Origin of the sequence: Vibrio floridensis (assembly GCF_021852965.1) — a bacterium.
Taxonomy (GTDB): Bacteria; Pseudomonadota; Gammaproteobacteria; order Enterobacterales; family Vibrionaceae; genus Vibrio; species Vibrio floridensis.
This window is the reverse complement of sequence record NZ_JAKGCY010000002.1, coordinates 14,917-39,653: the sequence shown is the minus strand read 5'-3', so window position 1 is coordinate 39,653 and position 24,737 is coordinate 14,917. Positions and strand designations below refer to the sequence as shown.

The 24,737-nt window shown below is 48.2% G+C and carries 11 protein-coding genes; 4 read left to right on the top strand and 7 right to left on the bottom strand.

What is annotated here, in order from left to right; translation table 11 throughout:
* Positions 1-34: 34 nt before the first annotated feature.
* Complete coding sequence (msrB, locus tag LZU85_RS04560; RefSeq protein ID WP_237286498.1) at positions 35-499, bottom strand: peptide-methionine (R)-S-oxide reductase MsrB; 465 nt, start codon at positions 497-499, stop codon at positions 35-37.
* Between the two features lie 288 nt (positions 500-787).
* Here msrB and gap point away from each other — a divergent pair, with 288 nt between their 5' ends.
* The 3 genes from gap (at position 788) to LZU85_RS04545 (ending at position 5,074) form a co-directional block, all read left to right on the top strand.
* Positions 788-1,783: a type I glyceraldehyde-3-phosphate dehydrogenase gene (gap, locus tag LZU85_RS04555; protein WP_086467326.1), complete on the top strand. Its 996-nt coding sequence runs from the start codon at positions 788-790 to the stop codon at positions 1,781-1,783.
* A gap of 182 nt (positions 1,784-1,965) precedes the next feature.
* A complete protein-coding gene (locus tag LZU85_RS04550; RefSeq protein WP_176298581.1) occupies positions 1,966-2,850 on the top strand; it encodes a D-hexose-6-phosphate mutarotase in 885 nt (294 codons plus the stop codon).
* 187 nt (positions 2,851-3,037) lie between these two features.
* A complete protein-coding gene (locus tag LZU85_RS04545) occupies positions 3,038-5,074 on the top strand; it encodes a methyl-accepting chemotaxis protein (protein ID WP_237286497.1) in 2,037 nt (678 codons plus the stop codon).
* A 189-nt stretch (positions 5,075-5,263) separates the two neighbouring features.
* On the opposite strand, the gene LZU85_RS04540 is transcribed toward LZU85_RS04545, so the two are convergent.
* From LZU85_RS04540 to LZU85_RS04510, 6 genes are all read right to left on the bottom strand, one after another.
* Entirely contained in the window at positions 5,264-17,176 is an 11,913-nt protein-coding gene (locus LZU85_RS04540; protein ID WP_237286496.1) for a tandem-95 repeat protein, read from the bottom strand.
* A 322-nt stretch (positions 17,177-17,498) separates the two neighbouring features.
* Positions 17,499-18,140, bottom strand: coding sequence for a phage tail protein (locus tag LZU85_RS04535; RefSeq protein ID WP_176298584.1), 642 nt, complete (start codon positions 18,138-18,140; stop codon positions 17,499-17,501).
* A 15-nt stretch (positions 18,141-18,155) separates the two neighbouring features.
* A complete protein-coding gene (locus LZU85_RS04530) occupies positions 18,156-19,061 on the bottom strand; it encodes a DNA-3-methyladenine glycosylase (RefSeq protein ID WP_176298585.1) in 906 nt (301 codons plus the stop codon).
* 9 nt (positions 19,062-19,070) lie between these two features.
* Positions 19,071-20,306: an SAM-dependent methyltransferase gene (locus LZU85_RS04525; protein ID WP_176298586.1), complete on the bottom strand. Its 1,236-nt coding sequence runs from the start codon at positions 20,304-20,306 to the stop codon at positions 19,071-19,073.
* A gap of 1,128 nt (positions 20,307-21,434) precedes the next feature.
* The gene (locus tag LZU85_RS04515) at positions 21,435-23,123 is read right to left on the bottom strand and encodes an LruC domain-containing protein (RefSeq protein ID WP_237286495.1); all 1,689 of its coding nucleotides are present in this window, start codon (positions 23,121-23,123) and stop codon (positions 21,435-21,437) included.
* 10 nt (positions 23,124-23,133) lie between these two features.
* The gene (locus LZU85_RS04510) at positions 23,134-23,610 is read right to left on the bottom strand and encodes a hypothetical protein (protein WP_176298588.1); all 477 of its coding nucleotides are present in this window, start codon (positions 23,608-23,610) and stop codon (positions 23,134-23,136) included.
* 367 nt (positions 23,611-23,977) lie between these two features.
* Between LZU85_RS04510 and LZU85_RS04505 the strand changes: the two genes are divergently transcribed.
* Positions 23,978-24,700 (top strand): C13 family peptidase, encoded by a 723-nt coding sequence (locus tag LZU85_RS04505; protein WP_237286494.1) that lies wholly within the window; start codon positions 23,978-23,980, stop codon positions 24,698-24,700.
* Positions 24,701-24,737 lie beyond the last annotated feature (37 nt).

The following is a 24,737-nucleotide window of genomic DNA, read 5'->3' as shown; positions in this document are numbered from 1 at the left end:
TGACTGAAAGCGGAGAACAGCGTTCGGTGTAATTTTACTCATTAGTTTCAATTTTGTTGAAAATTAACGACACCGAGTTGACACAAAAACGTTCTCCGGTTGTTTTTGGTCCATCAGGAAAAACATGCCCCAAGTGACTATCACATCGAGCACAACGTATCTCTGTGCGCGTCATTCCGTGACTAAAGTCATCTAAATACTGCACTGCTGCCTCATTAATCGGCGCATCGAAGCTCGGCCAACCGCATCCAGAATCGTACTTGTTACTGGAAGAAAAAAGCACCTGACCACAGCAAGTGCATGCATATTCCCCACTCTCTTTATTATGCAGTAACTTGCCACTAAAAGGCGGTTCGGTTCCTTGCTCACGACACACATAATATTCCTGTTCAGACAACTGCTCACGCCATTGCTGGTCTGACTTGAGCACAACTTTACTCTCTTTTGTCACGTCACTAATTTCCCTTTTTCTTATTAATATTGACGACTTTTTGTGCAAAAAACTTGCGGAGCATCATGGTTGTAGCACATACTTTCTCACCATTATGTCCTATGTTTTAAAATTGCTTAGAGCACCTGCTCTTGAGTTATTTTACGCCAACTGGTGAGTAGAATAACCGGTTCAAAGTTTAAAAAACGAGCATTTGCAAAGAATTGTTAAAAAAAGCGTCGCTTTTTTTTGACTTTAAACAAGTTAAGTCCGATTATCACTTGCAGATGTTTACTGGATTCTGTAATTTTACTACCAGTTATCTTTAATCAGAAATTAAGTTGTGGAGCAACTATAATGACTATCAAAGTAGGTATTAACGGTTTTGGCCGTATCGGTCGTTTCGTATTCCGTGCAGCGCAAGAGCGCAACGACATCGAAGTTGTAGGTATTAACGACCTTATCGACGTAGATTACATGGCATACATGCTGAAGTATGACTCAACTCACGGCCGTTTCAACGGTACTGTTGAAGTTGAAGGTGGTAACCTAATCGTTAACGGTAAAACTGTACGTGTAACTGCTGAGCGTAACCCAGAAGATCTAAAATGGGATGCAATCGGTGTTGACGTAGTAGCTGAAGCAACTGGTCTATTCCTAGACGACGCAACAGCTCGTAAACACATCACAGCTGGTGCTAAGAAAGTTGTTCTAACTGGTCCTTCAAAAGACGCAACTCCAATGTTCGTAATGGGCGTTAACCACGCTTCTTACGCTGGTCAAGACATCGTTTCTAACGCTTCTTGTACTACTAACTGTCTAGCGCCTATCGCTAAAGTTCTTAACGACAAGTTCGGTATCGAATCTGGTCTTATGACTACAGTTCACGCGACTACAGCAACTCAAAAAACTGTAGACGGTCCTTCTGCTAAAGACTGGCGCGGTGGTCGTGGTGCTTCTCAGAACATCATCCCATCTTCAACTGGTGCAGCTAAAGCAGTAGGCGTTGTTCTTCCAGAACTAAACGGCAAACTAACTGGTATGGCTTTCCGCGTACCAACTGCTAACGTTTCTGTAGTTGACCTAACTGTTAACCTTAAAAACGGCGCATCTTACGAAGCTATCTGTGCAGCAATGAAAGAAGCTTCTGAAGGCGAACTAAAAGGCGTTCTAGGTTACACTGAAGATGCAGTAGTTTCTCAAGACTTCATCGGTGAAGTTCAAACTTCTGTATTCGATGCTAAAGCTGGTATCGCTCTAACTGATAACTTCGTTAAAGTTGTATCTTGGTACGACAACGAAATCGGTTACTCAAACAAAGTTCTAGACCTAATTGCTCACATCTCTAAGTAATTTCTACTTAGTAAAATAAGCACTTAGCGAAGAATTTCGTTAGACAAAAAGGCGACCTTAGGTCGCCTTTTTAGTATCACGGATTTGAGGTTAGCAATGGAGCTTTAGACTCTCTGCAGTGTCTGACTTCACGGTCCGTTTCTACAACGAATCTTATGAAACTGATTGTTAAGGAAATTCAGATGGATCTTAATTCACTTCCGGCGCTGACTGTCCTGTCTGATTGCGTCACCATTGTTGAAAAAGACAATGTCAAAATTGTTCGTGTGATTCACGAGAAAGCAGCCGCAGGGATCTCTTTGTTTGGCGGCCATGTCGTCTCCTACCAACCAGCGGGTCAAGCTGACGTCATTTGGATGAGTGACAAGGCAGTATTTGATGGTAAAACTGCGCTGCGCGGCGGCATTCCGGTTTGTTGGCCTTGGTTTGGCCGTATTGCAGCACCTGCGCACGGCTTTGCTCGCACTTCAGAGTGGGAACTGGTTGAACATCGAGAAAACGACAACGGTGTGATCGTTGAGCTTGCCTTGTTCCCGACAGAAGAATCGCACAATATCTGGCCTCATATGTTTGATGTTCGCCTAGTCGTCGAGATCGGCGATGAGCTAAAAGTCACGCTAAACACACTTAATATTGATGATGAAGCGTTTACTTTCTCGGGTGCTCTGCATACCTATTTGAACGTCGGTGATATTGAACAAACTCAAACCATGGGCATGGGATCTGAGTACATTGACAGTTTGAAAGCGGGCGAAGTCTGCCATGGTGGTGAAGTTTTACAATTGACCGATACGATCGATCGTGTCTACACACAACCTGAGAAAGAGATTGTGGTTAAAGACCCAGTCATTGAACGTACTCTGTGCATTGAAAACCAAGGTCACAATAGCGCCGTGCTTTGGAACCCTTGGGCTCAAGGTGCCGCTGGCATGGCAGACATGAGCGATGACGGCTACAAAACCATGCTGTGTGTAGAATCCACGCTGCATGCAAACAGTATTACTCAAGGCAAAACGCTCAACCCTGGCGAAAGGCACCGATTAATCACTGTGCTTTCTGCACGTTAAACTGACCACCATTCAAAACGCAGTGACAAACGCTCACTGCGTTGGTTATACCATCACCGCAAATGATTAATTACTTAATAAACATCAATTAATTTTATCAATTTTCAGCTATTATACCTTTCATTATTACAATCTAATCTTTCAAACATACATCGTATAGAGGCTGCTGATATCAGCAGAGATAATAGTGCTAGAAAAATATAGAAACCAAAGCGTAGGTTTCCAACTGAAGTTGGTCATCACCTTATGTTTACTCATCGCCTTTGGCGGCACCGCCACTCTTGTTTATCGTAATGCATCAGAAGTATTGCTCGAAAATACACTTCGCGAGCACCAATCAAAGGTCGAATCCATGGCTGCCACAATCGCTGGCCAATTTGATGCTTATTTACATACGGCCAAAGTACTGGAATCGACGTTTCGAAATGGTTACTTGGCTGGTGTCTACGTTGAAGACTATCAGGTGGATTTCAACGGAAAGTCACTACGCGATATGACGCAATATGGTGAAAGCCTCATCAACGATACCAAGCTCGTTGACAGCTTTACCCGTGATACGGGTGCTGTAGCGACCCTATTTGCGCCAATTGACAACGATTTCATTCGTGTCTCAACTTCATTGAAAAACCCTGCTGGACAACGTGTCGTAGGTACCTCTTTAGGCTACAACCACCCCGCCTATCAGAAACTTCGCTCGGGACAGCCCTATTACGCACAAGTGAAGTTGTTTGGTGAAAGCTACATTACCTATTACTCGCCCATTCTTGACGCACAGAACAAGGTCACTGGTGTTTCTTTTATCGGCTTACCCGTTCAAAAAGCCACGGAAGATCTCTTCAGTGCATTGAATCAGGTGAAATGGGGGGACACAGGTTACACCATCGTCGTCGATAGCGATGAGAGTAATTTGGGCAAATATTTGCTGCATCCAACCCGCACGCAAGACGACCCTTCCATCATCGATACTGCAGATTACGACGGTAACAAGCCTTATGTCGCCATTTTTGAAAACAAAAGTGGCTTGATTCGCTACCGCCATGAGTATCAAGGAACCGTTGGGGAGAAATACCTTGTCTATACTGAAATCCCTGGCTGGAACTGGAAACTTCTTGGCGGCACCTTCATTTTGGAAGTGACGCAAGGAAGTCAAACCTTGCTTAAGCTGATTATCGCGATTGCCACCGCCGTAGCCGCTGCTACGTTTGCGATCCTGACGTTTGCCATCAATCGTAATCTTCACCCTTTGACGACCTTAAATGCTCTGATGGCAAGGCTTGCCAAAGGTGAGGTTAGCATTCAAATTGCCAGCTCGGGTCAGCCTTCAAAAAATGAGATCACCAACCTCACCAACGGCGTCGCCAACATGGCCAATCAGCTCAACATGCTGGTCGGTGAAATCCGTCAAACAGCTGAAACCGTGTATGTCGCGTCACACAGTGTTTCTGAAGATGCAGGCAACAACCTCACTCAGGCAGATCGCCAACAACAGCAGGTAGAACAAGTGGTGACGGCCATTGAAGAGTTGGCCACCTCCGCTCAGTCGGTCGCTCAACAAGTGGAGAACATTGCGGATAACGTTCGCAGTGCGAATGAGGATAGTCAATCTGGATTGAGCCTAGTGGAAGGTGTCTGTATTGATGTGGCAGAACTGAATGATCAACTTGATCGCTCTGCCCATGCCATCAAACAAGTCAACACCGACAGCGAAAGCATTCAAACCGTAACGAAAATGATCGATGAAATTGCGGAGCAGACCAACTTACTGGCACTGAATGCCGCCATCGAAGCAGCGCGAGCCGGCGAGCAAGGTCGTGGCTTTGCTGTGGTTGCTGATGAAGTAAGAACGCTTGCTCACCGAACCCAAACTTCGGTCAAGGATGTGGTTCAGATTATCGAGAAACTTAAAGCTTCCACGGGTAATGCGGTGGGACTGATGAGCCAAAGCCAGCAAAGTGCTAATCAAGTGCTTGATAAGGCGCAAGAAGCAGGTAGCGCTCTAGAAGCCATTGCGAGCCAAGTTCACGCCATTGCGGCGCAAGCTGAAGCCATTGCCGCCACCTCAGAGCAACAAGCTCAAGTGTCACAAGAAATTGCGGCCAATGCACACTCGATCAGCGATCTTAACCGACAGAGCCGAGCCACCAGTGCGCAAACGTCTGAAAGTGCTGAAGAGCTGCAAAAACAGGCGAATTCACTTAAATCGCAAGTCGACTTTTTCCATTAATTCGAAGAGCGAGCAAGAACAAAGGGCGAGTTTTCGCCCTTTGTTGTCTTTGATTCTGAGTGTTAATTACATTTCCAGCATTTCCCTTTTACCCAAGTGTCAAACCACGTGGTGTTGCTCGTTCCAGCCGATTCCGCCCATCTCGTCACTCCGGGGTAAGTATTGTGCTTAATCGGACTTTGGTTCGGGCTAGCGAAATTCCAACACTATCGAGAAGGTATCTACTTCATTTTCAAGTAAAAAGTATCTATCATACGCCAAACCTAAAACCCAGTTTTCGGAAAGTGTATAGCCGACTGAACCACCTATATACATATCAAAACCGTCGATGTCTGTGTTTATTCGATTGTCTTGATACGTACTTTCAATCTCTGCGCTCCAAAAAAGCCCACCCATATTAATCTTGCTATGCCAAGCATCGCTTTGCCAAAATTTGTACTCTACTTCTAAGCCGACACCGCTGGCCAAAATGGGCGAGACACTCGCCACACTTTGATGGTACTCCTGTGGCGAAGTGGTCGCGCCACGTAGCGTTGCACTCCCCTCTCCCATATCCACATAGCGTAGCATCGCTGACCACTTTTCATCTAACTGATACCCCAAGCCAATCGAACGGTAGAAGCCCTTATCATCGGTTGAGACCACATCCTCCATACTAATGGGGCTACGCTCATCGGCGTGGCTAATACCCATTTGCGCATCGAGATACCAGGCCGCTTGAGAGTTAAAACTCAGCGCAGCCAGCAGCGCCAACCAGCCTTTTTTGCCAACACGACGCAACGCACCAGCGAGAGTGAGTAACATTAATGCCATACCGCCTAACGGGCCTCCTGAACTGTTTGATACATCGACATCTTTCACTAGTTTCACCGTCACTGTGACCTTGCCTGTATCTTGCAGACCTTGGCTGTCTTGAATGACATAGGTCAGAACATCCGTACCTTCAAAGCCCAAGGTCGGCGTGTAGGTCGCACTTTGATCCGAGTTCTTCACGACCTGTCCATGGAGAGCTTGAATTGACACTAACGTCAGCGCGTCATTATCAACATCACTGTCGTTGGACAATACATTAATCGTGACGGGCGTACGGTCATTGGTTTCAACCACATCATCCTCTGTACGTGGATTTTGATTGTTGAGCACATTGACGGTCACTTTTGCAGTCCCCGTGCCGCCATTACCATCTGTCACGCTATAGGTAATGGTCGCCACACCGTAAAACTGTGACTGGGTGGTGTAACTCAACTGATTGTTCACCACGCTGACACTGCCAATATCCACCGAAGCGCTGCTTAAGGTTAAGCTGTCACCATCAGCGTCCGTATCGTTACTCAGCACATCAATGACCACGCTGCCATTGCGCGTAACTACAGCAGTATCGTCGCTTGCTTGTGGCAGCGCATTGCTGCTGGCGCGAGCGGCAACGCCACCTGGGTCAACCACGCTGCCGTTTGCCATGCCGTCATCATCGTTCGGTCCACCGTCTTGGATGGTAAGTTGCACACACCAATGGCCTTCAGTTAAGCCCGGTGTCCATACGCTGTCTCCCGGAGGCGGACAGTAGCCCGCTTCACCCGAAGTAGACGCAATCGAGTTGTCAGCATCTTCAACAAAATCGACCCAACCCACATCGGCTCGGAATTTACGATAAACGGCATTCGCCGGAACAGGCAGGCGCTGCGGCATAACCAGTTGATAGCTCTGACCGGGTTGTGGCAAGTTGGTCGCCACAAAGTCAAAAATACCGCCAATGTTGTCCGCCTCGTTGTCGACCGTCAGCTCATTATCCAGCAAGCGTGCTCCACCTGTCAGGTTTTCCACTATGGTGACACCTTTGCGCAAACAAACGCCAGGTTGACCTTCAATGAGGAAACTGTCGTTCTCTGCTACTGTTTGCTGGATCACGTTGCAGTCGGAGATGGCATCCAGATAATCAGGAATACCGTCACCGTCGCTGTCGCTGTGGCCTTCTTGGTCATCCGGAATCAAGTCGCCATCACTGTCTTCACTGCCAAGCACCGCCAGTGCTTCAACCACTTCCAGATAGACAACGTGGGTGACTGAAAGCGGTGGTGTGCCATTGTCAGTGACCGTCAATTGCAGAGTGTAAATGGCTGAACTGAGCGTCTGCGGCGAGAAAGTCAGTGTGTCGCTGTTTGTCTGGCCTGCAATCGCTTGATTGAGCGCGTCGTTGCTACTACTCCATGCAAAGGTGTGGGTATCAGACGCGTTGGCATCGGTCACACTGCTGGTAATGGTCACCAACTCCGTGCCATTTTCAATTTTGCTACGCTGCTCCCCTGCCTGTGACACATTGACCGTGACTTTAGGTGCCACGTTCTCTTCAAAAATCGTCAAGGTATAACGACGTTTACTGCCAAGGTTGAGCGTGTTGTCCAAGTCGATCACTAAGGTTTCTGCACTTTCACTCTGTCCATCATTCAGGATGTCAAACGAAAGCTTGCCTTCGGTTCCGCTGGCAATCACCACTTCACCCGAGGCGAGAGTATGGTCACTGCTGTCCGTGCTCCCCGATACCGTGTAAGGCACCACCACTGGGTAACTCGGCGCAGGGCCGTTGAGGTATACCGACACGGCGTGGCTAGTGCCTTCCGTGGTTTGTGCATCTTTGGAAATGCTGATAAGCGGATGCACAATCACGCTCTGACTCGCCTCGGCCACGTTACCTTGCGAGTCTTGGGTGCGCCAGTACACCGTATTGGCCCCAGGACGGAAGAAGGTATTGTTGTCGGCCAAAGAGACCGGTAATGGTTTACCCGTACGGTCTTCAGCAATCGCGGTCCCCAAGGCCACTTTGGTAAAGAGTGAGGTCGCATTCACTTCCACATCAGCTGGTGCGGTAATGGTTGGCGCGTCCAACTTCGCGCTGTTAATGGTCACGGTCGCTTTCGCAGTTGCTTTACCGCCGTTACCATCTTTGACACCATACTGCACTGTCACAGTCCCAATCGCGCTCGTCACCAGCTGGATTTGGCTGCCGACCATCGTTGCGCTTCCTGAGGTCGGTGTTACCCAATCCAGTTGCAACGTATCTGGGTCAACATCACTATCATTGCTCAGCACATCAAGCAGATAGATACCATCGTTGCTTTCAGTAAAGACAAAGGTGTCGTTGACCGCCACTGGCGCATCGTTAACGTTAATAACCGTGAGGTTAAACGCTGCGAGAGACGCACTGAGTTCACCGTCAGAGACAGTGATAACGATATTCTCCGTAGTACCAACATGTTCGTTGGCTGGGGTACCACTGAGCACACCGGTTGCCGTGTTAAAGCTCGCCCAAGTTGGTTTGTTGCTGATAGAGAAGCTCAAACTGCTACTGTCCACATCCCCTGCCTGCGGCGCAAAGCGGTATGTGCTGTCTTCGTTGACCGTAAGCGCAGGAGTACCACTGATGCTTGGTGCGTCGTTGACGTTATTCACCACAATACTGAAGGTATTGAGTGTGGCGGTGGCCGAACCATCAGAAACCGTGATAACAATCCCCGCATAGGTGCCAACATCATCATTCGATGGCGTACCACTAAGCGTACCTGTCGCTGCATCGAAGCTCACCCAAGCAGGTTTATTCGTGATGCTGAAGGTGAAGGCTTGGCTGTCGACATCCGACACTTGCGGTGTGAACAGATAAGCGCTGTCTTCATTCACTTGCGTTGCTGGTGAACCGGAAATAACCGGGGCATCGTTCACGTTGTTCACGGTAATCGCAAACGCTGGCAACGAGGCCGACACGCTACCATCGGACACGCTGATCACAATACCCGCATGCGTCCCCACATCACTGTTACTTGGCGTGCCAGAGAGTGCTCCTGTGGCCGTGTCAAATGTCGCCCAAGATGGTTTGTTAGCAATCGAATAGGTCAGAGTATCGGCAGGGTCATTATCCGATGCCTGAGGCACAAACTGATACGCGCTATCTTCATCCACTTGCGTCGCTGGGCTACCGCTAATCACTGGCGCATCATTGACGTTACTCAACGTAATGGTCACCAACGCCGCTTCCGAGGTGAGTTCACCGTCACTGACGCTGTAAGTGAAACTGTCCTGACCAAAGAAGTTGCTGTTACCCGTATAGACCGCTTGGTTGCCCGTGATGGTCACACTACCGTTGAGTGGCGCGGTGGCGACTTGATAGCTCAGCGATGAACCTTCTATATCACTACCATTTAAGGTGATGGTGAGCGGTGTTTCTTCCGCTCCCGTAGTGCTGACATCGGTAGCAGTTGGTGTATCGTTGACTGCTTTGACGGTCAGATCGACACGCACTTCCGTTGAGTCCAGATCACCGTCGTTGACCTTGAACAAGAAGAAGTCGGAGCCATTGAAGTTCGCTTCTGGTGTGTAACGCCAACTGTTGTTGTTCAACGGTTCTAGCACACCATGGCTAACTGGTTCCGTGATAACGTACTGCAAAGTGTCATCATCGTTATCAATGTCTGAGCCGACCAGCGTGATCACCAAACTGTTGTCTTCATCCAATGTTTGTGACTGTGCTTGCGCCATTGGTGCATCGTTGACTGGTGTGACCGTCATGGTCACTGTCGCAACGTTAGAGACTGCGCCTGCGACGTCTGCCACTGTGTAGGTGAAGCTGTCTTCGCCAAAGTAGTTTTCTTCAGGGCGATAGATAATCGCTCCTGACGCGGTCACGCTGACACTACCATGAGCTGGCTGATCGACCACGTTGACGCTGGTGAGATCAAAACTGTCTCCCGTATCGACATCGCTGTCGTTACCCAATACGTTGACTTCAAACGAGCCCTCTTCCAGTAGCTGCGCACTGTTATCAACAGCTACGGGGGCATCATTGACTGGCGTAATATTGAGCGTGATGGTTGCCGACTCTGAGACCGCCTGGCTACTGTCGGTTAACGTGTAGGTAAAGCGATGCTGACCATTAACGTTTGCTGCTGGCACAATGTTCAAGGTGCCATCTGCGTTGACACTCACTGTAGCGAAACTATATACCCCCTCGCCTTGACCAAGATCTTGCAAGGTAATACTGCTCGCGGTGAATGCTCCATCTTCGATGTCACTGTCGTTACTTAAAACATCGAGTGTCGAGGTGACATCTTCATCAAAGGTAAGCGTGTCTGCCGACGCCACAGGTGCGTCATTGACGGAACCGATATTCACGCTGACCGTTGCCGCAAGCGAAACGCTGCCTTCACTATCGGCGATAGTGTAAGTAAAGCTGTCGCTGCCATTTTCATTCGCATTCGGCGTGTAAACAAAAGTGCCTGCGGTTTGATCAACGGTCACTTGTCCTTTTTGAGGCAAGCTCACCAATGCCAAATCACCCGTTGGGATGCCATCTTCCACATCCGTCGTTTGGCTACGCACACTGAGCGCCGCGCTGGCGGTATCTTCATCGGTAGTGATGGTCAATGCTTTCGCCACTGGCGCATCATTGATAGCACTGATAGTGACGGTCACTGTCGCTTCTTGTGACTCCTGTAACAGGGCATCTTTCACTGTATAGGTAAAGGTGTCCGTGCCTGTCTCATTGCTGTTTGGCGTATAGGTAACAACGCCGTTGCTGATCGACACCTGACCTTTACTTGGTTGCGTTTTCACCGTCGCAGAAGAAGCGACCATGTCATCATTAATATCGGAATCGTTGGCTAACAGATCAAATTGTTTCGCCGTATCTTCCTCCGTCGAGAAGCTGTCATCAACCACCGTTGGTGCGACATCGTAGCGTTTAGTCACGGTATCCGTCACTGCATCAGAGGCATTGCCTGCAGCATCGGTGACCACCACGCTGACTGTCAACGTCCCCTCTTGCAAACTTGTGACGTCAATGCCCGTGACTTGCATCGTTTCAGAGGTGATGGTTTGACTCGCTCCGTCAATGGTCGTGGTACCGTCGCTCACGCTGTAAGTGAACATCGCGTTCACTTCAGCTGCTGCGAAGGTAAAGCTCATCGCCTGTTCGTTGGTTTTGTTAATGCTCTCCTGATCAATACTGATGTTATGTCCAGTCGGGATCGCCGTATCCACTGAGATCACCAACTGAGTCGCTGCCGTATTGAGATTGCCAGCCGCATCGCTAAATTTCTCTGCGGCAACATCAATGGTTGCATCCTCAGTGCTCTTTTCTGCTGGTGTAAATGTGGCCGTGTAGCTGGTGCCACTGCCCGAAAAGTTAGAAAGCGTTCCGCCAGCAACGGTCACATCGGCTGCGGTAAAATCAGTTTCTGATTCACTCAAGGTAAAGGTGAGTGTTGCGGTTTCACCCGCTTTCAGCGCTGATTTGTCGCTGCTAATGCCAATGCTTGGCAGCGCGTTATCTAACGTAATCGTGGTGCTCGCTGCACTTGAGGTGTTCCCCGCCGCATCACTTTGGCTAGCCGTGACCGTCAGGGCGCCGTTGTTAAACGTGCTGACGTCAAACTCGCTGCCGCTGATCGTCCAGTTGCCCGAGTTGTCCGCGGTGACCGTACGGTTCAGGCTGCTGGCCCCATCGTCAATGGTGACCGTGACGCTGTTGCCCGTTTCCGCGCCCGAGCCTGCAATCAGCACGTCATTGTCTTCCGCGGCGTTCACCTTACCATCGCCTTCAATCGGCGTGGTGATGGACGGGGCACTCGGCGCGCTGTTGTCTAACGTGATGGTGGTGCTGGCCGCACTTGAGGTGTTGCCCGCCGCATCACTTTGGCTAGCCGTGACCGTCAAGGTGCCGTTGTTAAACGCACTGACGTCAAACTCGCTGCCGCTGATCGTCCAGTTGCCCGAGTTGTCCGCGGTGACCGTACGGCTCAGACTGTTCGCCCCGTCGTGAATGGTGACCGTGACGCTGTTGCCCGCTTCCGCGCCCGTGCCTGCAATCAGCACGTCGTTGTCTTCCGCGGCGTTCACCTTACCATCGCCTTCAATCGGCGTGGTGATGGTGGGCGTTGGTACTGAGGTATCCAACGTAATCGCCAAACTTGCGCTATCAGCGGTATTGCCAGCTGTGTCCGTTGCGCGCGCTGTGATGGTGTGGTCACCTGCGGTCAGTGCTGAGCTTGCAGTAATGCTCCAGACGCCACCGCTGACAACAGCGCTGCCGATGGTGCCATCGACATTGGAAACGAGAGTAACGGTGTCACCAGTGGTACCTGTTCCTGTAAAGGTTGGCGTTGTGTCATTTGTCAGGTTATCGGTATTCGAAGTACCTGTATCACTGCTCGCCGCGAGATCTGGTGTGCTTGGCGCGGTAGGGGTTGTATTATCGATCGTTACGCTTAAAGAACTAGAGCTATTACTTACGTTCGTGCTCGCATCCGTGGCGGTCGCAAAAATCGAATGTGATAACCCTGCTGTCAACGGATCCGTCGTAATTTGCCAATTACCACCCGTTGCTGTGCCAGTACCAATGACCGTTGTGCCTCCCCCTACCTGATTACTATATAATTTAACCGTCGCCCCACTTTCAGCAGTACCACTAAAGGTTGGCGTTGTGTCATTGGTAATGTTGTCGGTATTCGATGCACCTGTATCAGAGGCAGCATCAAGATCCGGTGTTGACGGCGCGTCCGGTGCCACGTTATCCACCACGGTAATGGTGAAGGACTCTTGGAAAGTGGTGGTACCATCATCGCTTTGCACGCAAATGCTGTAACTTCCAGGCGTCAGTGCCGTTTTACTTTGCAAGGTACTACCTGTGAATTGGAAACTGTCGTTGCCCGTGCTGGCACTACAGGTCCCATTTGCACTGCTGCTTGCAGCAACCAAGCTGTAGGTGTGAGAGTCTGCACTGTCCACATCGGTGGTACTGGCGGTCGCAACTGTAGCAGCGCTTCCTGTTACTGACTGGTTCACCGAAGTCGCTGAAAGCGAAATATCCGTTGGTGCGTCATTTTGCGCCGTTATGTTGACCACGGCCTGATTGGTGCCAGTGCTGTTGGCCGTTCCATCATTAAACGTAAAGTCCAACGTGACGCTGGCAGTAGGATCTTCTGAGCTGTTCTGGTAATAAATCGCCTGCAATACTGAATCAACAATCGCTGATGTTGCGTTGCTATTAAAGCGCAAAACAAGCGTTCCGTTTGAATTAGTGGTCACCGTACCCACAGTCGTATCATTGTACGTAAAGCTGCTACCTTGAGCGAGCGCACCGAGCAGCCCACCATTAGTAAAGATGTCTTGGCTATTCGCACCGCCGTTTCGTGCAATGGTTAGCGTGGCGTCGTTGTAGTTACCCAAGCCGCTATTGAGTGCATCTAGCTCGGTATCTGCAACAGTCGCGTTGTTATCAATAGCAACGGCACTGCCATTTTCGGTAAAGGTATTACCGCCATTGAGGCCACTAAACGTTGGTGCGTCATTCGGTGTAATAAAAGTGATTAAGGTATCGCTACCGCTGTCTGCAACCGTGAAATCTAAAGAAGCCGCTGGGCTATTTGAGAGTGAGATCGCCACTTCAACGCTAGAGAAATCGGTACCATTGGTATCGATTTGCAGAATATTGCTGCCACTAAAACGCACATTACTCTTTCTGAGGCCGGTCACACCAGTTAGCGTGATAGTATCGCCCACGCTCAAATCCGTAATGGTGTCGCCTGAGAGATTTGACGCACTGCCGACAAAATTATCATTGCCAGCATTGCCTGTCATTGAATCTGTACCACCACCCGGTCTGATGGTATCCGCCGCGCTGCCACCGACAAAAGTATCGGCACCATTAAAGTCGGTTGCGGAGATAACCAAGGCATCGCCGCTCAGGGCGCTGGCATTCAGGCTGATATTACCCACAATCGCACTGCCACTGGCGTTTGTTACGGTTACGGGATTACCGTTTGAATCAAAATTATCGGTCAGCGTTATTGTGAAGTTATTGTTGGTGCCAATAGCGAGGTTTTCTATTTCAGATACGCTAGTGGTTGAAAAGTCGAAGGTACCGCCATCCATTAATTTGAGCGTTTCTGAGCCGCTGGATCCGCTAATTACTGTGCTAAAGTCACTGATGTTGGCCGCATCGATAGCCACGGTTGCACCACTGGCTAAGCTCAGCGTACCGATATTAAGGAACGAACCAGCAGAGAGATCGGCTCCTGTTGATGCAAGCACGGTATCTCCCACACCCGAATCACCGGTCAGCGTTCCTGAGTAGCCACTACCCTGAACATTAAACGTGACAGCATCCGTACTTGAATCTGCGGTGACACTGGTCGTCGCATTACTGATTGTCACAGTCCGAGTGTTATTGCTTGCATCACCCAGACTATAATTCTCAACGTCAAACAAGGTGGTGATATCACCATCTCCAGTGATGGAAATCGTTTCACTTCCCGTCGCGGTCACTGTGCCAGAAAACGCTTGGTTCTGAGCGGCGGTCATGGTCACGCTTGCACTACTTGCTAGAGTTAAATTGTTAACGCTATTTACCGTACCACCAGCGATATTCGCTCCGTTTGAAAGTGAGAGCGTATCAGCCACACTACTTTCACCAGAAAGTGTGCCCGTCAGGGTCAGAGAGCCAGCGTCAAATGTGATTGCATCGGTTCCCGAGGTTGCAGAAACCGATGCACCTCCAGTAGCAAGAGTAATAGTTCTGGTGTTAGTTGTTTCATCCCCAACAACAAAACTTTCCACATTGGCTAAGGTCGTGAAATTGCCATCACCTGTAATCGTTATTGTCTCTGACCCAGCCGCTGTGATCGTTCCTCCAAACTTTGAAGGCTGATTGGCTTTCATGGTCACAGAAGCATTGTCCGCCAAAGTCAGGTTTTCAAAATTAACTATCGTGGCACCAGAGATATCAGCACCACTGGAGAGACTCAGTGTATCTATACCACTTGCAGGGTTTAACGCACCAGTAAGAGTTAAGCTGCCGGCAACAATGGTGTCATTGCCGCTACTACCGGTAATATTTTGACTACCACTGGATAAGGTGACGGTATTCGCCGCGCCTAACACATAGGTTTCAATACTGCTTGCCGCAGTAAAACCATCGGTTACGGTCGAAATAGTGATCTGTTCTGTGCCTGCACCACTGATCGCACTGAAACTATCGTGCTGCGCTTCTGTCATCGTGACCGATGCGCCGCTGTCTAATGAAAGGGTTTCGAATGTGCTTACCGTAGCACCTGCAATATTCGCCCCATTTGCCAACTCTAAGGTATCGCTATTACTGCTGCCGGTTAATGTGCCAGAAGCAATTACTGCACCAGTCTTAACCGTAATAGCACTACTGCCACCCGTCACATTTTGTGCTGCATCACCAAGTGTAAAAGTCAGCGCGGCATTAAGTACATAAGTTTCGATGTCGGCATCACCCGACAGCACACCATCACCGTCTGCACTGCTAATGGTAAATTGGTTGGTTCCGGTTCCATTGATGGTGGTAAAGCTCTCATGCTGCGCTTCCGTTAAGGTGAGCGAGCCATCGTTATCTGGCGTCAACGTTTCAAAGTTGGTTAGAGAGGTGAGAGTCGACAGATCGGTGCCAGTGACGACAAAGAGCGTATCCGTGCCTGCACCGCCGTCTGCGGTAGAGCCAGCAGCGTGTGCACTATTCGATATCGTCAGTGTCTCATCGTCGCTGCTAAAGGTAATGGCAGGCGATAAGTTGGTGCCGTTTGTGGTATTAAAGCCAGCCGCACTTGAGGAGGCAGCGGTGACATTGCTGACGCTAATCGTAGCGGTACGGCTGACACTGCTGCTTGTACCATCACTAATCACCACAGTCACGGTTCTGGCCGTTTGATTTGGCGTGCTGGACGTATTGTTGTAGGTAATGGCTTGAAGGAAAGTAGCGACTTGCGCAGTGGTGGCGGTGGCTCCCGAGATGCTGATGGTATCTTGCAAGGTAATGTCTGACGCCCCCGAGATACCATCGAGTGCATTTTGCGCCGCCGCAGTCACATTCAATCCTTCCGCCGCACCGTCTTGGTCATTGGTCAAGGTCACTGTGATGGTTTTAATGGTATCGCTGTCTGCGTCGGTCACGGCTGCATTGGGCGTAATACTAACCGCGCCACCACCTTCGGAGAATGATACACTGCTATTATCACTAGCTGAGGTCGAATCTAGATCAACCACTGGCGCAGTATTGGCCGTTGAAAAGTTAAAGGTGGTGTCATCACTAATGCCCGCAAAACTATTACCCGCAATGTCATCAACCGCTGAAGTATCAATTCGAATCGCATAAGTTCGGTTGCCAGTCAGATTGCTGGTTGGGTTTAAGTAAATCTTATCGCCACTAATCCCGATACGCCCGGCGCTGGGTGAAGTTGTTGTTCCATCACTTTCCGTTGCTACGTTAAAGACTTCAAAATCGCTGCTGTCTGTCACGTTGCGAATGGTGATATTCCCACTACCAAGCGCAATATTTTCGTCGAAATCGATTACGATATTGTTACTGGATGAAACACCTGTGGCGTTGTCATTTGGTGTTGAATTACTGCCGTCAAAAACGGGCGGGGTTGAGTCGGCTGCAGTTGGAGATTCAAAGTCTATCGTATCAATAATGACGAAAGTCACCGCTGAACTTTGCCCTGAAGTGGTAAACCTTACCTCGTCAATGTCGCCCCATTGACTATCAAACGTCAGCACACCATCGTTATAGCTGGCATTTTTAGCAAAAGTAACAGAGCCACTGCTATCAGACTGGGTAAAATCTATTGTGTCAGATACAACACTACTGCCATCCTTGTAGCCTGTAATCGTTACAACATGATTAAGGGTCGATGTCACTGTGAATGAATCTGTAATCGAGCCAGCTTCCATTGATACCAGCTTAAACTCATCACCACCCTGAGATTTAAAGCGAAAATCAATATCTCCCACAGGGGCATTTATAGAGCCGCTATCTGCTAAGTGATACAACAGCGCATTATCTGTGTTCGCACCATCAGTGATACCAAAACGATCACGTCCATCGACAGAGTCATTATATCTGGCCATTTTCCCGGAGCTGGGGGCAGAGCGAGAATAAGTGACACTGTCAAAAGTAACTGGGTTGGATAGTAAGGCGGCACCACCATTTTGAAAGTTTACATCATTGGGCGCCACTGCCACTGCCTCAGCAGGGACTAAAGCCACCACGGTGAATCCAATAGCGACCATAGATTGAGTAATTTTATTTAGTTTCACGTCCCAGCTCCAACATTTTCAGTTTCAGTTTTATTTCTTTTCAAGAACACAAATAAAAAGGAAGCGCAACAACCTTTGCCTTTCATTTATTAAACAATCAATTCAATTTGTAGGCGAATCGATCACTCATCAACAACAAGAAACCTGATGTTCCTAGTTCCCGAAAAACCAGATGCAGGATACCCACTGGCAACCTAATTCTGCTACTACACCAATACCCCATTCTGCGCTCAAAACCCTGCTCAGTACAGGCAGAAGCCACAAGATAAAACTCGCCATTTGAGTGCCAGGGGTGGGGTCACCCCTAGAAAACGCAGCTCACTTAGCTACGAGGCGGATAAATCCCATCCGTACTGATGGCATAGGTCATAACCGAGCTCGGTTGGTTAATAAAGAAATATTGACCTGCTCCCGTATTACCCGTGATCACATCTGGAGCTGGAACGTCTGAAGCATCGAAACCAACCTGAACAGCTCCACTTGCCATCGTTGTATTCGCCGTTGTGGAATAGGCTTTTTGTATCGGATCCACATTAAACCCGCTCGGGATGCCACCGGTTGCCCAGTAGGCATTTTCTGCATCGTTGGTGTCCCCTGTTCCATTAAAGGCATTAACCTTGGCTTGCCCTGTTATGACTGCTCCGGGTTTCGCAGTTGCCACCGCCAGATGATTGTGCTTTGGCATCTCAGCAAGTGACAATACGTGAGTCTCATTGCCATACCGTGTACCCAATGGCCTTGGCGTTAATCCTGGCCCATTGCCATTGCCCACCGCAACCCGACCACGTAGGTCAGGTATCCCAAAGGTAACCCGTCCATCTCCCCCATAAAATGTACTTAACAAAGAGAACAATGCGGTGTTTGATTGGACGGTTTCATTCTGGCCGTAACAAAACACAAAACCACGTGGTGCAAAGTTAAACCCATATAGCTCAACTTCTCCTAAAAAAGCTTCTGTACTCATCGTCATTCCTTTGGTTCAAGTTAAAAGAATACCCGCTTGCAGCCCCACCATCTGGGCAAAACGGTACCCGTCAAAAACACCTTCGGGGCAGGCAACCACATCAATTCTCACGGCTTCATCCATCAATGCGACCACCAGCCCCTGATCTATTGAAACGCACAAAATTGTCCCTGCCGGAACGCCATAAGTTGGCATGTCGCTCGGGCTCACTTGTAACAGCTGGCAGGTCATCTGAGCCACTTGAATCCGTGCCCCCCCCCAATAAGGGTTCGCAGCTCGGCATAAATCAACAATCTGCCCGGCATTTTGTTGACACCAATTTATTCGGAGTTGCTCTTCACTCATCGTTAGAACTGTTGGGGCGGGACTATATGTTGCACCTGTTAGCTCAGGTAGGCTTTTGTCTGATTGCTCCAACATCGAGGAGAGTTCGATAACTGTATATGAAAGAACTTCTATCGTTTTGTTATACAATCGACCTGTTGTTTCATATGGCAAAATTTCGACATCGACGTGAAGAACTAAATCATTTCCCGGATAGCTCGTTATCCTGATGGGTATCGTTGAAGCCCCCTGGCGTATCTGCTCAAATAGAATCAGATCTAGATTCGATAAATAACAATCAGAGAGATGCAGTTGAAACATTGATAAATGGCGCGGTATATCAGTTGACCCATCAAGTTGATACTGATAGGTCAATACGTACTGGCTATCCCATGCAGCCAGCATTGAAAAAAGTTTATCCATCTCTAAACTAGCCGCTGCGTACCATTTCACCCCTCTCTGTTTCAGGTGTTCACTCAACTGTGGTGAAATATTCTCTGATACAAAAAATACGCCGGCCAAAAGACCTTTCGCATGGAGTCGCTCAATCATCGGCGTAATCATTGGAGAGGATGTGATAAAGGTCGCTTTTTGCATACTGTTCACCTATGCCACCGTCGGTAAGAAGCCGGGCGTACCACACAACTTATAGTAAAACTTCAGTTTGTCGCCTCCTTTAACTAACAGGTCATCAGGCTCAGCAGCTTTTGGCCTGAAATCCACGCATACCGACATTTCTGGCCGAGGATGGGTGATACCCGAATCGTACTGATCAACGTTCTCTTGCCCAAACACCCCCAGCTTCACACTGAGCAATAAAATGCGATTGTGTATGTCTGGAATATTTCTCGGAATTTGTACCTGACCGGCTTCAAGTAAACGAAAACCGGAGCCCAATTGCATTTCATTAAATTGATTTAATATTTCACGATTTATTTTAAAAATTTCACCTAGTTCAATGCGCTCAGACCGAATGTCGTCTTGAATAAAGCGAGAATGACTGAAATTGCAGTCTTGCCATTGCTCGACAAACTCTCGTTGAGGGTTAGCTAAAGCCGCCTCTACCGTAATTTGTTCAGGTAACAATAATGCCTGTTCTGAAAGAAACTGCCTTAAATGCAGTAAAAAATGTAAATGCCCTTCACGGGTCAGACCGTGATGTATTGCTTCAATAATTAGAATGTCGATTGGGTGATCAGGGTGGTATTCCATCACATCCATACAAAGGACTTGGTGAACATGCTCTGCAATCCCCATTAGCTCAATCAAACGATTTAACACCTTTACTGCACCAGGCTGGATATCAATCAGTGTTATCTTCAACAAAGGGCCATGAGGATTTGTGGATTGGTAATAACAAATAAGGGGGAGCAACAAGGGCGCAAAAGGACCACATGCTGGATAAACAATATGAAGGTTCTCTTGATTGGTAAAAGCAGAAGACTGCAGTGCTTGATCAAGTCCGCGAAGAAATGCCTTCACCCGATAGATATCTTTCACGGTATGGATCGCATCCTTCACCGCCATCACTAATCCAGTGGCATTAATATAAGAAGAACCCAACTCTTGTTCTGTCAGGTCGGACTGTTGGAAAACAGTAACAAGCTTATCCGCGAGATCACCAAAAAGAGCTACCCAATTTTCGTGAGCAGTTTCCGGCTGATGAATCAATGCCTCCATCAAACTCACACAGGCTTGTCGCAATGCGTCTGTCTGAGACAACCCTGCCGATTGCTGATCTATCTCTAACTGTTGTCTCAACAATCGATTGAACAACTGTTCCAGTATCGGATCAACAACAGCCACCTCCGGACGCGGTGCGTGATTAGTCGGCTTGGACATATGTTCTCTGCAACTCACAATATAAACTCCCTAGAAAAGAACGCCACTCCCCATTCGCAAACAGCACCACGACATGACAGTGTTTGATGCTTTGGCCAATCTTGCTCACAAATACCGATAAATATGCACTTATATGCACACGATGTTAGTTCATGAATTTTTAGAGGCAATTCATTTTTGATATGAATCATTTTTTATTAATACATCTGCAAAGCCGATCACATTGGGAGAAATATCACACAAAATATTAGATCCCAGAGCAGAAGATCTAACGTAGTCAGGGCACCCTCATCGGTTGCACGTAAATGCCTGAAATTTGGCTTTACATCCCCCAATCACTTATCAGCAAAAAACTTCTAGCCATCTTTGCCGACAAACAGCGTTGTTGATAAAATCAGCTTAAGTCAGCGATGCTAAGTGCCCAGAAGTTAGCTTCTGAAGCACTGAGTTATTCAGTCATCTCTTCGTGAGTATCCACATCAAACAGCTAGGTGCAGTTGGCGAGGCGTTTAGCATATTTCTATGTCATGCTTTTTCACTTTCCATACACCTTAGCCAAATACTTTGAGCGTTGACTGATACAGATGCAGTCTGGGGATATCAACGGAACATCCAATCGCTTGAAAATCGAGTCCATAAAACCACGCAGTGCAAGAGAAGCCCCCCTTTAACATCATAAAAGAGCAGACCCTAGGGATTGGAAATGCTTCAACTGATTTAGGCAACAACGCCCTAAGATACTTAACAAAAAACCTGCCTTGCTCGTGGAGAAGCAAGGCAGGTAACAACCTTACCCAAGCCGATAAACAACACCAGCGGGTAGAGCAAGTGGTTGCTGCGTTCGAAGAAATGGCAACACTGGCACCAGCGGTTACACTGCAAAGTCGAAAGCGCTCCGCTAACCAGGACAATCAGCCCGGACTTACCACGCTACTCGCGAGCTAAACCAACGAAGTAGAGAAACCTGTGCTCAAACCTCGCGAAATGCCGAAGAAGTTCAAACTCAAGCAAACGCCTTGAAACAGCAAGTGGATTTCTTTTATTGATCGTTTGAACTAAAAAAACACCTAGCTCGATATTTCGTCCTAGGTGCTTTTTACTACCCACTCTTTTAATCGCAGTTCGTCTTTAATTACATTTCCAGCATTTCCCTTTTACCCAAGTGTCAAACCATGTGGTGTTGCTCGTTCCAGCCGATTCCGCCCATCTCGTCACCTCGGGGTAAGCCATGGTGCTGTCTATATGTTCGTAAGGGTGCTTCCATTCAGAAGGAATAGATATTGCCCAAGGTAAACCTTCTGCCGTCAAATAGAACTCGCCTGCCTGCGCATCTGTGGCGTCTACCCCTTGGCCAAACGAGTTGGTATTGGCAAGATCGCTACTTGGATAATTCATCAAATGCACTTCTCGACCACGTTGAGCCGCACGGAAAATGAAGGGGTTCAATGTGTGACTCTCGAGTGGCGGCAAAGCATTGTTGAAAACCACGGACACGCTGTAATCGATTAAAGGTCTGTCATCTCCCTGCTCAGTGTTGTAGAAATCACTACTACCGTTAGCGGGCAACAACGTACTGATGCTGTCGAGCACCACTAAAACAAGCTCACCCGTGTGGCCAGTTTCCGCAACAAGGTTTGAGCTGACCCCATCAATCATTCGACTCATACTCGTCACGTCAGACACCTCGACGCCACCAATCGACAGAGCAAAACGATTATCTATGGATGCCCCTCTTGCCACGGCTTGGCCATGAAAATCAATGCGAGTGATCTGATTATTGGCATTGGTGTAAAGCTCATAAGCGTAGTGGGAGACGAAATCATTTAAGTCATAATCCCCTGCAAATGGCCACATGTCTTCAAACGCCAATGTGTACCAACCAGAGGTCGGTGTACGAGCGTAGAAGGCGATACTGGGGTCATTCGGTGCATAGTCATTTGCATCCGCCACACCATCGCCATCTGAATCGCCTATTTCAGGCCATTCGATTTCAGTGATATCACTGATTAAGCCGTTGGCATCTTCGGCTTGCACTTGCACTTTCCAACGCTCACCATTGTTGGTTTGAGAGGCGGGTACGCTCGCACCAGTATGGTTATTTTTCCCCGCAAATTCATCGTCGACAAAGAAACCCTGCCCAACATCAACAAACCAACGATAGTTGTAACTGACTGAATCACCGTCAGGGTCGGCTGGTGTAGGGCCAATAATCGACACTACGAGATCATCATTGGTTGAAAGCCCTTGGCTACGACTTAGCTCAGGAACAGACGGCGGTGTATTACTCGTCACCAAATAGGTCACCGTCATTAAGCTGTAATCCAAAGTCGTTAGCCAACCTCCGTTGTTCATATCGATATCCAAAAAGACATTCACTAGACCATCATTCAGCGAGGCAATCGGCAGAGCAAACTCTGTAATAGACCATGTATTGTTGGTTCCCTGTAAAAATCCCGGATTCAGTTGAACACCATCGACCGACACACCATCATACTCACCATTTTCACCACGAAAGGCTTCTGAATCGACATCGTACGCATAGATGGTCAGTTTCGCTTCGAGAATCTGAGCGCCATCAGGGATCGTTATTGTGTGCTGCCAGCCATAATCTTGATTGGCATTGCTATAAATACCAAAACCGTATGCCCCCGGAGAGCTGTAGTGAGGTGAACTACTGTTTTCATCGACCGTTTGAGTGATAGTGACAGAACCATCGCCATTGACGACTTGCGTATTGTTCGTGGCTGTAGCCCAAGCAGATGAACTTAGCAAACCGAGGAAAATGGCAGAAAGACTAAAATGAGTAGTGGATGTCATGGTCGTTCTCCTAATCCGAGTCCAGCGCGATATCGCAGCCAACAGTAATTTCATCGACAATCGCAGCAACATCTGTGTGAGACACACATTCAACCTCACGGACATTCGACACCGCTTTGATTGCTTGCCAATGTCCAGCCAAGTCAATACGAGAAGTCAGTTCCCCTGACACTCCAGTGAGCCCAGTAAACATCGCAACCGAGTCTTCTACATCGTCAACCACGCTAAACAAACGCACCACATGTTGGCCTCGAATCGCCACCGCTTCACCCTGCTGAAAAGTGTAGTTACTCACGATTTTAATGGTCAGTTGACGATTCTCGCTACTGCGCCACTCAAACCCTGTCGGTGGTTTTATGTCGGAAAACTGAGTCTGCACAACGGGCGTAGAAGGTGTACTGGAACTACCGCCCTCTCCACCACCGCATCCAGCCAACAGCCCTAAACTGACCGCCCCCCACGTCACCGCTTTTGTTAAGTCATTCATCTTCGTTCTCCCTCTACGCTGTGGGAACATAAAGCGAAAGACATGCCACAAGTTAATTACTTGATTAACAACACTTTTTAATGCGTGCAATAACAAAAGAGAACCTTTTCTTAGATTCATTCTCAAATTAAGAAGCGCAGAACACACCATTGTTTGTCATCGCTCTAAATTAGAGTCAAACTAACTTGCCACCGCGAGAAAACCATGTACAAAACCCATAACAACAAAATAATTAAGGTGATGTATGTTTACGTTCAGTTTTCCTATAAAAATCAAATCATTCAATGCCAAAAAATTGCTTCTATTAGGTTTAACTCTAATACTCTCCGGTTGCGCATCAAAAGAGCTGCTGCAGGCACAACCGGCCATGGTTCAAAGTCAAGCGGAGAACCTGTTACCTCAACGAACCGACAAGGCCGATCTCTACTTTGTTGGCTTTGCGGCCGACTCGAGCATTGGCGTGTTTCGTAAAGAAGTGACGTATTCACAGCAACTCTTTGACGACAAATTTGGCACTGAAGGCCGTTCTGTTGCTTTGATTAACAGTTCACAAACTTCCGACCAATTACCGATGGCAACGGCTGAAAACTTAGACGCAACATTAAAAGCGGTAGGAAAAATCATCGATCCTGAGCAGGATGTGGTGTTTTTGTTTTTAACTGGACATGGCGCATATTCGCAAGGTGTTGTCACTGACTACTGGCCACATCACCAGGGCTTAATCGAACCGAAAATGCTTAAAGAATCACTGAATCAAGCTGGCATTAAATGGAAAGTCGTTGTGGTTTCAGCTTGTTTCTCAGGTCAGTTTGCCGATGAACTTGCGGATCTATACACTTTGGTGATCACCGCAAGTAACCCAAATCAACCTTCATTTGGCTGTACAAGCGGTGCGGACTTTACGTACTTCGGTGAGGCATTTTTCAAGGACCAACTGACACAAACAACGAATTTTGAAGAAGCGTTTCTGTTAGCAAAAGCCGCCATAACCGAACGAGAAAACAACATGGGTTTTGATAACTCCTACCCTACAATGCGAACCACAAAGCGTATCAGCGACAAACTGAATGCGTTATTTTCCCAACCGTAACGTCAAAGGCCAGTTTTACCCTGGCCTTTTTAAACAA

Coding starts and splice junctions, on each gene's coding strand:
- LZU85_RS04535 (WP_176298584.1), bottom strand. CDS start 18,140: ATGAGTACAGAAGCTTTTTTAGGAGAAGTTGAGCTATATGGGTTTAAC.
- LZU85_RS04515 (WP_237286495.1), bottom strand. CDS start 23,123: ATGACATCCACTACTCATTTTAGTCTTTCTGCCATTTTCCTCGGTTTG.
- LZU85_RS04525 (WP_176298586.1), bottom strand. CDS start 20,306: ATGTCCAAGCCGACTAATCACGCACCGCGTCCGGAGGTGGCTGTTGTT.
- LZU85_RS04510 (WP_176298588.1), bottom strand. CDS start 23,610: ATGAATGACTTAACAAAAGCGGTGACGTGGGGGGCGGTCAGTTTAGGG.
- LZU85_RS04550 (WP_176298581.1), top strand. CDS start 1,966: ATGGATCTTAATTCACTTCCGGCGCTGACTGTCCTGTCTGATTGCGTC.
- gap (WP_086467326.1), top strand. CDS start 788: ATGACTATCAAAGTAGGTATTAACGGTTTTGGCCGTATCGGTCGTTTC.
- LZU85_RS04505 (WP_237286494.1), top strand. CDS start 23,978: ATGGTTCAAAGTCAAGCGGAGAACCTGTTACCTCAACGAACCGACAAG.
- LZU85_RS04530 (WP_176298585.1), bottom strand. CDS start 19,061: ATGCAAAAAGCGACCTTTATCACATCCTCTCCAATGATTACGCCGATG.